Annotated in this window: 9 protein-coding genes; 7 read left to right on the top strand and 2 right to left on the bottom strand. The window is 73.6% G+C overall.

The window, feature by feature from the left end; translation table 11 throughout:
- Positions 1-116 precede the first annotated feature (116 nt).
- The 3 genes from OOJ91_RS21865 to OOJ91_RS21855 are packed head-to-tail and all read left to right on the top strand — an operon-like array spanning position 117 to position 4,902.
- Complete coding sequence (locus OOJ91_RS21865) at positions 117-1,958, top strand: ABC transporter (protein ID WP_266247740.1); 1,842 nt, start codon at positions 117-119, stop codon at positions 1,956-1,958.
- Positions 1,955-3,640, top strand: a complete 1,686-nt coding sequence (locus OOJ91_RS21860) for a GTPase (RefSeq protein ID WP_266247739.1) — start codon at positions 1,955-1,957, stop codon at positions 3,638-3,640. The genes OOJ91_RS21865 and OOJ91_RS21860 overlap by 4 nt, the downstream gene beginning before the upstream one ends.
- A gap of 38 nt (positions 3,641-3,678) precedes the next feature.
- Positions 3,679-4,902 (top strand): hypothetical protein, encoded by a 1,224-nt coding sequence (locus OOJ91_RS21855; RefSeq protein WP_266247736.1) that lies wholly within the window; start codon positions 3,679-3,681, stop codon positions 4,900-4,902.
- A 47-nt stretch (positions 4,903-4,949) separates the two neighbouring features.
- Here the strand turns inward: OOJ91_RS21855 and OOJ91_RS21850 are convergent, their stop codons facing one another.
- Together OOJ91_RS21850 and OOJ91_RS21845 are read right to left on the bottom strand one after the other, a co-directional pair.
- Complete coding sequence (locus OOJ91_RS21850; RefSeq protein ID WP_266247735.1) at positions 4,950-5,573, bottom strand: phosphatase PAP2 family protein; 624 nt, start codon at positions 5,571-5,573, stop codon at positions 4,950-4,952.
- Between the two features lie 243 nt (positions 5,574-5,816).
- Entirely contained in the window at positions 5,817-6,569 is a 753-nt protein-coding gene (locus tag OOJ91_RS21845; RefSeq protein WP_266247733.1) for a hypothetical protein, read from the bottom strand.
- 522 nt (positions 6,570-7,091) lie between these two features.
- On the opposite strand from OOJ91_RS21845, the gene pdhA reads away from it, so the two are divergent.
- From pdhA to OOJ91_RS21825, 4 genes are all read left to right on the top strand, one after another.
- Entirely contained in the window at positions 7,092-8,267 is a 1,176-nt protein-coding gene (pdhA, locus tag OOJ91_RS21840; RefSeq protein ID WP_266247731.1) for a pyruvate dehydrogenase (acetyl-transferring) E1 component subunit alpha, read from the top strand.
- Complete coding sequence (locus OOJ91_RS21835; RefSeq protein ID WP_151492115.1) at positions 8,267-9,256, top strand: alpha-ketoacid dehydrogenase subunit beta; 990 nt, start codon at positions 8,267-8,269, stop codon at positions 9,254-9,256. Before pdhA ends, OOJ91_RS21835 begins: the two co-directional genes overlap by 1 nt.
- Positions 9,257-9,261: 5 nt before the next feature.
- Positions 9,262-10,722 (top strand): dihydrolipoamide acetyltransferase family protein, encoded by a 1,461-nt coding sequence (locus tag OOJ91_RS21830; protein WP_266249793.1) that lies wholly within the window; start codon positions 9,262-9,264, stop codon positions 10,720-10,722.
- 220 nt (positions 10,723-10,942) lie between these two features.
- A complete protein-coding gene (locus tag OOJ91_RS21825) occupies positions 10,943-11,080 on the top strand; it encodes a hypothetical protein (RefSeq protein WP_007454215.1) in 138 nt (45 codons plus the stop codon).
- The last annotated feature ends 261 nt before the right edge of the window (positions 11,081-11,341 follow it).

The raw sequence follows: 11,341 nt of genomic DNA, 5'->3' as shown, positions 1-11,341 counted from the left end.
ACTCAATAGTGCCACGCGCTGGCGAATCGTCAAGTCGAGTTGAGCCGACCCGACGCAACCCAGCCGTTATTACCGTCCGGTTGTCTTCCCTTGCATCGGTCGGGCACGCTTTAGCGGTGACGACGCACGGCGATTCCGCCACCCGTTCCGGCGCGCCCGCCGTCGCAGCCCGCACCGGCCCGCCGGACGCCGCGGAGGAGCCGCCCGCCACCACCGGGGACGACAGCCTCCCCGGCGCGCTGTCGGGCCTCCGGGCCGCGATCGGTGCCACCCGCTATCCGCTCGCCCTGCCCTCCGCCGCCTCCGCACGGCACACCGCCGGCGCCCTCACCGACCAGCTCGACGACTACCTGCTGCCCCGCCTCGCCCGACTGGACGCCCCACTGCTCGTGGTGGTCGGGGGCTCCACCGGCGCGGGCAAGTCGACACTTGTCAACAGCCTGGTCAAGGCCCGGGTCAGCGCCGCCGGCGTGCTGCGGCCCACCACCCGCTCCCCGGTGCTGGTCTGCAACCCCGCCGACGCGTCCTGGTTCCGGCAGGGGGACCTGCTGCCCGGTCTGACCCGCACCACCGAGCCGAGCGACGACCCACGCTCCCTGCACCTGGTCACCGCCCCCGCCCTGCCGCCGGGTCTGGCCTTCCTCGACGCGCCGGACATCGACTCAGTCGTCGACGCCAACCGGGCGCTGGCGAGTCAACTGCTCGCCGCCGCCGACCTCTGGCTCTTCGTCACCACCGCCGCCCGATACGCCGACGCGGTGCCGTGGGAGCTGCTGCGCAGCGCGCGGGCCCGGGGCGCCGTGATCGCCATGGTGCTCGACCGGGTGCCCGCCGAGGCCAGCGACGAGATCGCCGCGCACCTGGCCGAGATGCTCGCCGCGCAGGATCTGGGCCGGGCGCCGCTGTTCGTCCTCCCGGAGACCTGGGTCGACGGTCAGGGGCTGCTGCCCGAGGGGGTCACCGCGGCGTTGGCCGACTGGTTCGGCCGGCTGGCCGCCGACGCCGACGCCCGCGCGGCGGTGGTCCGGCAGACCCTGGACGGCGCACTGGCCGCCCTGCACCCCGCCGTCGAGGAGCTGGCCGACGCCGCGGACGAGCAGGTCACCGCCGCCGACGGCCTGGACGAACGGGTCCGGGGCGCGTACCGGGGTGCCGAGCGGACCGTCGAGCAGGGCCTCCAGGACGGTCGTCTGCTCCGCGGTGAGGTGCTTGCCCGCTGGCAGGAGTTCGTCGGAACCGGCGAGTTCTTCCGCACGCTCGAGGCCCGCATCGGGCGACTCCGCGACCGGGTGGTGGCCGCCGTCACCGGCCGGCCCGCGCCGGCCGCCGAGCTGCGCAACGCCATCGAGTCGCAGCTCGTCACCCTGCTGCGAGGCGTCGCTTCCGAGGCCGCCGAATCCGCGTACACCGGGTGGAAGGCACATCCGGCCGGGACGGACCTGCTCGAGCCGGGGCTCGCCTACCCGAGCGACGACCTGCCCGAACGCGCCGAACGGATGGTCCGGGACTGGCAACGCGGCGTGCTGGAGCTGGTTCGGGTCGAGGGCGCCGACAAGCGGTTCGTGGCCCGCACGGCCGCGTACGCGGTGAACGCCACCGGGCTCGCCGTGATGATCGCCGTGTTCGCCTCGACCGCGTTCATCCCCACCGGGCTGGAGCTGGCCACCGGGGCCGGCACGACAGTCGCCGCACAGGCCGTCCTCCAGGCGATCTTCGGTGACCAGGCGGTGCGTACCCTCGCCGCGAAGGCCCGGGTCGACCTGGTGGCGCGGGTCCGGACGCTGCTGGACGCGGAGGCCGACCGCTTCCTGACCCGCACCGCCGACGCCCGGCCCGCCGAGGCGGCCGGCGACGCGCTGCGGCGGGCCGCCGGCCGGGTCGAGCTGGCGCGGCACCGCAGCGGCCTGGCCACCGGCGACGGCGTCCTGCCGGTCGGCGACGAGGAGGGTTCGCGGTGACGAACATCGCCGGCCGGGTACGCGAGGCGTTCCGCGGCGACCAGCGTGTCGACCCGGACGCGCTGATCGCCCGCCTGGACGCCGTACGCCGGTTCCTGACCGCCGTCGACGGCCTGCTGCCGGACGCCGAGCTGGTGCCCGCGCACACACTTGTCGAGCGGGCCGGCACCCGGCTCGCGTTGTCCCGTGACCACACCGTGGTGGCCCTCGCCGGCGCCACCGGCAGCGGCAAGTCCAGCCTGTTCAACGCGCTGGCCCAGCTGGAACTCTCCCCGGTCGGGGTCCGCCGGCCGACCACGGGTGTGACGCACGCGTGCGTGTGGGGGGCGTTGGAGGGCGCCAACCGGCTGCTCGACTGGACCGGGGTGCTGCCCCGGCACCGCTTCGTCCGGGAGAGCGCGCTCGACGGGGACGACGAGACGGCGCTGCACGGGCTGATCCTGCTCGACCTGCCCGACTTCGACTCGGTGCAGCGGTCCCACCGCCTGGAGGTGGACCGCCTGCTCGGCCTTGTCGACCAGGTGGTCTGGGTGGTCGACCCGCAGAAGTACGCCGACCGGGTCATCCACGACAGCTACCTGCGCGAGTTCCACAGGCACCGGGACGTCACAGTGGTCGTGCTCAACCAGGCCGACCGGCTGTCGCCCACCGAGCTGCCCCGCGTCCTGGACGACCTGCGCCGACTGCTCGACTCCGACGGGTTGACAGGCGTGCCGCTGCTGGCCACCACCGCCATCGACCCGGCCGGGATGGTCGGGCTGCGCGCCGCGCTGGAGCGTACGGTCGCCGAGCGGCAGGCGGCCCTGCGTCGGCTGGCCGGCGACGTCGACTCGGTAGTCGCCGGGCTGGACGAGCTGGTCGGCTCGGCGCGACCGGCGGGCGGCCCGGACGACACGGCCGTCGGGGCGCTGAACCGGGCACTGGCGGGCACGGCCGGTGTGCCGGCGGTGACCGAGGCGGTGGAACAGGCGTACCGGCATCGGGCCGGCGCGGCCACCGGCTGGCCGCTGGTGCGGGGTTGGCGTCGGCTCCGACCCGACCCGCTGCGCCGGCTGCACCTGCCCGGCCCGTCCGGCGGCGACGCCGACCCGGCGGAGAGCCTGGTCGCGGCGACCTCGGTGCCCGACCCGACCGCCGCCCAGCGCTCGGCGCTCGGCCTGGCGATCCGCGCGGTGGCCGACCGGGCCGCCGCCGACCTGCCCGCCGCCTGGCCGGCGGCGGTCACCTCCGCCGCCCGGTCCCGCCTGGGCGACCTGCCGGACGCGCTGGACCGGACGATCGCCGGCACCGACCTCGGCCTGGGCCGGCGGCCGCTCTGGTGGCGGGTCGTCGGTGGTGTGCAGTGGCTTGTCACCCTGGCCGCCGTGGTCGGGTTGGGTTGGCTGGTGCTCGGCTACGCGCTGCGGGCGCTCGGCCTGCCCGCGCTGGACAACCCGATGGTCGGCCAGGTGCCGCTGCCCACGCTGCTGCTGCTCGGGGGCCTGCTGGCCGGGCTGCTGGTGGCGGCGCTGACCCGCCCGGTCGTGCGCTGGGCCGCCCGGCGGGCCCGCAGCCGCGCCGAGCAGCGGCTGACAGCCGAGGTCGCCCGCGTCGGCGAGGAGTACGTGCTCGCCCCGGTGCGGATCGTGCTGGCCTCCTACGCGCAGGCACGCGACGCGCTGCGGGACGCCGCCGCCCGCTGACGCCTCTGCGTACGCCCCGACCGGCGTAGGGTCGAAGCATGGCCACGCCTCAGACCCCTTACGACGCGGTGCTGCACGCCGCACGCGACGTGACCAAGCTGGAGTCCGCCCTGGACGCCGAGATGCTCGGCAGCGCGCTGCTGGGCAGTGTCTACTCGATCGCGGAGACCGACCGCGACACCGCCGTGCGGGAGTTCGTCACCGGGTTCCTCGCCGCCACCGCCCGCCGTCGGATCGCGGCGGCCACCACCATCCGGCAAGTCTTCGCCGCGCTCGTCCCGACCGCCGAGGGCACCGAGCGGGTACGTCCGGGCAGCCAGGCGCCCGCCTGGGCCGGTCAGCTCGGCCGGGTGCACCTCACCGGCAGCTGGGCGTACGGCGACGTGTACGGCGACCAGACCTCCTACCTCGCCACCTTCGCGTACGACGACGCGGCCGGTGGCCCGGAGCACGCCCTGGTGGCCCTCATCGACCACAACATCGGGATCACCAAGGACATCTTCGTCGGCGGGCCGGCGGAGCGGATCCTGGACCAGGTCCGGCAGATGTGCGCCGACGACGAGCTGACCTGGTTCCGTACCGAGGATCCGTCCCGGCTGCGCGGCGAGGTGGCCCGTCACCTCTCGGTCACCGACGACCTGACCGAGCTGCCCGGCGAGGGTTCGCTGGCCACCGACCGCGCGCTGGTCGGCGCCCGGCTGGCGTTGTTGCCCACGGCCGCCGACCCGACCGGCCCGGCGGAGGTCGAGCCGCTGTCCGCCGCCGAGCGCACCGACCTGGTCCGGCGGTTCCTGGCGGCGCCGGAGGCCGCCCGGTTCGGGCTCGACAGCGTCGACGGCCCGGAACTCGCCTCGCTGCACTTCTGCCTGAGCCTGCTGCTTGACCACTCGGCCGCCTTCCCGGACGCCGATCCGATGCGGTGGAGCCCGGCGGTGTCCGGGCTCTTCCTGCTCGACTGGGTGCACCGCCGTGCCGTGCTGGACATGGACGACGCGGCGATGCTTCCCCGGGTGCTGCGCGCCTGGGCCCGGTACGCGTCGCGACAGCGTGGGCTGCCCGAGGCGGCCGCGACGCGCACCGACGAGGCGATCGAGGAGATGGTGCCGGAGTTCGCCAGGCTCTACTCGACGGGCGAGCGGCGCAGCCCGGCCACGGCCGCGGTCGCGCAACTGATGGCCGACGGCGTGGACCCGGACGACCCGGCCGCGCTGGACGCCTGGATCGAGGCGAACCGGCACCGCCTCGCCGACGACGGCGCCTGACGACCGCCGGGCGGGCGGCCCCGCGCCGCCCGCCCGACGACTGTCAGTCAGCGCAGCAGACCGAAGACGACAGCGGCGATCAGCGCGCCGAGCACACCGCCGGCGAGCACCTGCGAGACGGTGTGGTCCCGCAGGCGTACGCGGGACCAGCCGACCACTGCCAACAGCGGCACGGCGGCGAGGAACCCGCGCCCGAAGGTAAGCGCCAGGATGACCAGGGTGCCGGCGGAGACCGCCGAGTGGATCGACATCTTCCACCAGTGGCTCACCGACACGGCGACCACCAGGCCGACCAGCCCGGCCACCGCCAGCGCCAGCAACGGCCGGGGTGCCCCGAGGACGACGAGCAGGGCCAGCCCGGCGGCGACCGAGCCGAGGCCGACCAGTAGCGGCACCCTGCGCTGCTCCCGACGGCCGATGTGGTGGTCGGTGAACCGACCGCGGCGGACCCCGCCGACGATGTAGGCGAACGGGATGCCGGTGACGAAGAGCGTCGCGAGCAGACCCCAGAGCAGGCCGTGCGCACTGCCCCGCGTGCTGTGCCAGCTCACGGCGACCATCAGCAGCGACACCAGCACGGCCGGGGCGGACAGCTCGGTGACCAGTCGGGCGACCCGCAGCCCCGGACCGGGCCGGGCGGCGACCGGGCGGGGTTCCGCACCGCCGCCCACGCCACCCCCTCCGGTACGCGCCTACCGCCGACCACCGCCGTCCCGGCAACGCCTGCTCGTCACCGTACCGCCGGGTCCGGCCGACGGTGCCGGCTCGGGCGACGCGAGCGGTCGCGCCCGACCGCGGTGATCAAGAAGTTTGCGTCACCGCGACCGCGATTACTGACGCAAATCTCTTGATCACCGCGGTTCGGCAGCCGCGCTGCGGTGGGCCGACACGTTGCGCGAGTGTGACGACGTTGGTTACGGCTCGGTGGTGGGCTCCGGCGGGTCGGGCGTGGGGGGCGGGTCGGGCGTGGGGGGCGGGTCGGGCGTGGGGGGCGGCGGGGAGGTGCTGGCGGGTGCGGAGAGGGTGCTGGTGGGGACGGCCGTGGCTGTCGACGAACCGGTGGCGGTGGGTGTCACCTGGTCGGACGGCGTCGGGCTCGGCGTGGGCGTTTCGGTCGGGTCGGGGGCCGGTGATCCGGTCGGCGTCGGTGAGTGCGACGGGCTGGACGGCGGCGGCGGCGCGGCCGGCGGGACGCTGCGGGTGGGTCGCGACCCCGGCGGGGCGGGCACCTCCCGGCGGGTGGGCAGCCGGTCGTCGGCCGTCGGGCCGGACCACGACTCGTCCGGCAGACGCCAGGGGGCGGCGGGCACCCATTCGGCGGTCGCGGTCGGACCGGCGCTGGGTGTGCCCGGTGACGGCAGCGCGAGCGGCGGCGGCTGACTGGTCACCGGCATCGGGATGACCACCGGCCCGACCGACGGGGTCGGGATGAACGGGGTGCTGGTGTCCGGCAGCGCGCTGCTGCCCGGGGTGGCCGAGCCCGCGCTGACCGCCGCGAGGACGGGCATCGACGCGGTGCCGGCCAGCAGCGCGACGGTGAGCAGGTAGCCCCGGGAGGGGCCGCCCGCGCCGGGGGCCCGGTGCGACCCGATCACCCGGCGGTAGCCGCCCGGCGACCGGTGGCGGCCGAGCGCGGGTGTGCCGGGACCGTCACCTGGCTCGTCCACCGCGCACCCCTTGTCGTCGCCGTTGGAGGACGCCCGAGGCGTTCACCGGTGGGAATCCGGCTAATCACCCGATCGGTACGTTCCTGCGGTAATCAGCCTCGCCCAGTCACCCTCCGTCAGCCAACATCCACCGCGTGTCGACACGCGGCACTGACCGAACGGTGACGAATCAGCACCGGATCGCCCGGTAGACGCAGGCCGGCACGAGGAAGACAAAGAACATCAAACCGTAGGCGGTCGGAATGCGGGGCGGGCGTACTGTGGGCGCGCTCACCTGCTCTGCGAATATGGAGCACGACGGCAACGCAGCCGTGACCTCCGCGCACCCTCGCGGCAGGCGCGGCCCGGCGCCGGCGCTCCCGAACCGGGTTTCGGCCAGAACCCCGGCTCATGCCGCGCGGCAACCCCCACCGGGGCTAGGCGCGGCCGCCAGGAACCGGTCCGGCAGCAGCCGGACAGGCGCACGAGTTGCGTGGCCGGGTGATCCCCCGGTGCCGACGCAGACACGACAGGGAGAGACCGATGGCAAAGGGCGACCCCGGGGGCACCACCCGCAGCAGGCGGGCAGCTCCCCGCTCCAAGAAGGGCGCGGCCGGCGACCCCGAGCTGGTGCAGCTGCTCACCCCCGAAGGCGAGCGGATCGACAGCGCCACCGGACCGGACGGCACCGAGTACCGCGTCGACTTCACCGACGAGGAGTACCGCGGGCTCTACCGCGATCTGGTGCTGGTTCGCAAGCTGGACGCCGAGGCGACCGCGCTGCAGCGCCAGGGCGAGCTGGGCCTCTGGGCCAGCCTGCTCGGCCAGGAGGCCGCGCAGGTCGGCTCCGGGCGCGCGCTGCGGGCACAGGACATGGCCTTCCCGACCTACCGGGAGCACGGCGTCCTCTACTGCCGGGGCATCGACCCGATCATGCCGCTGGGCCTTTTCCGCGGTGTCGACCAGGGCGGCTGGGACCCGAACGAGTTCAAGTTCAACATGTACACGATCGTCATCGGCGCGCAGACCCTGCACGCGACCGGGTACGCCATGGGCATCACCATGGACGGGAAGGTCGGCACCGACGACGGCGAGGCGGCCATCGCCTACTTCGGCGACGGGGCCACCAGCCAGGGCGACGTGAACGAGGCGTTCGTCTGGGCCAGCGTGTTCAACGCGCCGCTTGTCTTCTTCTGCCAGAACAACCAGTACGCGATCTCCGAGCCGCTGGAGCGGCAGACCCGCGTCCCGCTCTACCAGCGGGCCGCCGGCTTCGGTTTCCCCGGCGTACGCGTGGACGGCAACGACGTGCTGGCGTCGTACGCGGTCACCCGCACGGCGCTTGACAACGCCCGGCACGGGCAGGGCCCGAGCCTGATCGAGGCGTACACCTACCGGATGGGCGCGCACACCACCTCCGACGACCCGACCCGATACCGGATCGCCAGTGAGGTCGAGTCGTGGCAGGCCAAGGACCCGATCATCCGGGTCAGGGCCTTCCTGGAGAAGCAGCAGATCGCGGACGCGACCTTCTTCGCCGAGGTCGACGAGCAGGCCCGCCGCGAGTCGGTGCACCTGCGCGAGCGGGTGCTCAGCATGCCCGACCCGGAGCCGGTGACGATGTTCGACAACGTCTACCCCAACGGGTCGCCGCTGCTCGACGAGCAGCGCGCGCAGTTCAACAGCTACATGGAGTCGTTCGAGGGGAGCGCCCACTGATGGCCACGGAGACGCTCACCCTCGGCAAGGCCCTCAACACCGGCCTGCGCCGCGCCCTGGAGACCGACCCCAAGGTCATCATCATGGGCGAGGACGTCGGCAAGCTCGGCGGCGTCTTCCGGATCACCGACGGGCTCCAGAAGGACTTCGGCGACCAGCGGGTGATCGACACCCCGCTTGCCGAGTCCGGCATCATCGGCACCGCCGTCGGCCTGGCCATCCGTGGCTACCGGCCGGTCTGCGAGATCCAGTTCGACGGCTTCGTCTACCCCGCGTACGACCAGATCGTGTCGCAGGTGGCGAAGATGCACTACCGCTCGGGTGGCCGGCTCAGCATCCCCATGGTCATCCGGATCCCGTTCGGCGGCGGCATCGGCGCCGTCGAGCACCACTCCGAGTCGCCGGAGGCGTACTTCGCCCACACCGCCGGCCTGAAGGTCGTGACCTGCTCCAACCCGCAGGACGCGTACGTGATGATCCAGCAGGCCATCGCCTCGGACGACCCGATCGTCTTCCTGGAGCCCAAGCGGCGCTACTGGGAGAAGGGCCAGGTCGACCTGGACGCGCCGCTGTCCGACGCGTACCCGCTGCACTCGGCTCGCGTGGTGCGGCCCGGCACCGACGTGACACTGCTGGCGTACGGCCCGATGGTGCGGACCTGCCTGGAGGCCGCGACGGCCGCCGCCGAGGACGGCCGGGAGCTGGAGGTCATCGACCTGCGCTCGCTGTCCCCGCTGGACCTCGCCGCCGCCTACGAGTCGGTGAAGCGCACAGGCCGCGCGGTAGTGGTGCACGAGGCGCCGTCCAACATCGGCCTCGGCGCCGAGCTTGCCGCTCGGATCACCGAGGAGTGCTTCTACTCCCTGGAGTCGCCTGTGCTGCGGGTCACTGGGTTCGACACCCCCTACCCGGCCGCCCGGGTGGAGGAGGAGTACCTGCCCGACCTCGACCGGGTGCTCGACGCCGTCGACCGCACCTTCGGCTGGTGAGCGACATGTCCCGGATCAAGACGTTCAACCTGCCCGACCTGGGCGAGGGGCTGACCGAGGGCGAGATCCTGGCCTGGCTCGTGAAGGTCGGCGACACCATCGAGCTGAACCAGCCGATCGTCGAGGTCGAGACGGCCAAGGCGGCGGTGGAGATCCCGGCGAAGTGGGCCGGGCAGGTGCAGGCGATCCACCACCCGGAGGGCACCACTGTCGAGGTCGGTACGCCGATCATCGCGATCGACACCGACCCCGGCGCCGGCCCGTTGGAGACGCCGTCGACCACTGCCACGCCCAGCGGCGACCTGCCCACCCCGTCGGCGGCCTCGCTGGCGGCCGTGGAGGTGGCCCCGGCCGAGGGAATGGTCGAGCCGGGCCTGATCGGCGGCGCCGCCCCGGGCGGGCGGACGGCGGTGCTTGTCGGGTACGGCCCGCGTACCACCGCCGCGAAGCGCCGGCCCCGCAAGGGCGCCGTCCCGACGCAGGCCGAGACGCCTGTCGCACCGCAGCCGGTCCCGCCGGCACCTGTCGCGCCGCAGCCGGTAGGCAACGGGCACGCCGGTACGGTGCCGGGCGGGCTCGTGTTGGCCAAGCCGCCGGTCCGCAAGCTCGCCAAGGACCTCGGCGTCGACCTGAGCACGTTGACCGGGTCGGGGCCGCTCGGCTCGATCACCCGCGAGGACGTACAGCAGGCCGCGAGCGGGGCCGTCGCGGCGGCCGAGCCGGTCGCGGTCACCTCGACCGCGACGAGCGCCGCGAGCTTCGGCGTCGACCGTGAGCAGCGCATCCCGGTCAAGGGCGTCCGCAAGCTCACCGCCGAGAACATGTCCCGCTCGGCGTTCACCGCCCCGCACGTGACGGAGTTCCTGACCGTCGACGTGACCCGGACGATGAGGGCGCTGGAGCGCCTGCGGGGCCGACGGGAGTGGCGTGACGTCCGGGTCTCGCCGCTGCTGCTGGTGGCGAAGGCGGTGCTGCTGGCGGTCAAGCGTCACCCGATGGTCAACTCGACCTGGGCCGGCGACGAGATCGTCGTCAAGGAGTACGTCAACCTCGGCATCGCGGCGGCCACCGAGCGCGGCCTGATCGTGCCGAACGTGAAGGACGCCGGGCGGCTCTCGCTGCGGGAGCTGGCCGACGCGCTGAACGGCCTGGTGCAGACCGCCAAGTCCGGCCGCACCTCGCCCGCCGACATGTCCGGCGGCACCCTGACCATCACCAACGTCGGGGTGTTCGGGGTGGACACCGGCACGCCGATCCTGCCGCCGGGCGAGTCGGCGATCCTGGCCTTCGGCGCGGTGCGGGAGATGCCGTGGGTGCACAAGGGCAAGGTCAAGGCACGGCAGGTCACCACGCTGGGGCTGAGCTTCGACCACCGGATCATCGACGGTGAGCTGGGCTCGAAGTTCCTGCGCGACATCGGCGACTTCCTCGCCGACCCCGAGGCGGCGCTGCTCGCCTGGACCTGACCGGTCCGAGACGCCAGCCACGGCCGGTGTGCCACGGGTTAACGCCCGGCACACCGGCCGTGTCCGTTGAGCGACGGAACCGTCGGCCACAAGCCCTGTTGACCTTTGATTGTTAGGCAAGTGTCTCAGCTCACCTAATAATCGATGGAAGTTGGCCGGCTTCTGCTGTTGAATAGACACATCAGGGGCCGACAACCGAATAAGCCAGGGGGACCCACCAATGAGCATGATCGAGCGAATCCGCAACCACCGCGACGCCAACCGCCGCGCCCGTGCCATCGAGCACGCGCTGCGCTCGGCCAACTCGCCGGCCGTTCGCGAGGAACTCCTCGTCATCGCCCAGCGTCACATGAGCTGACGCTCCACGACATTCCTCACCTCCTCCAGATCGATGGCCCACCCGGCTCACCGGGTGGGCCATCGGCGTTCCGCCAGCACCTGACACCGGGATTCCGCCCTGCCGCAGCGCCCGGTACGGTGGGCTTCGGTCGCCGCCCGCCGGCCCGGCCGACGCCGAGCCGATAGAAGCTGCTCGACACCACCCGGCGACGGGGAGTGACGACCGGTGCTCCTTGGACGCCCCGTGCGGCCACCGGATACGGTGCGGGGAGCCGGCACG

Source organism: Micromonospora lupini (genome assembly GCF_026342015.1).
GTDB lineage: Bacteria > Actinomycetota > Actinomycetes > Mycobacteriales > Micromonosporaceae > Micromonospora > Micromonospora lupini_B.
This window is presented reverse-complemented; position numbering and strand designations above follow the sequence as displayed.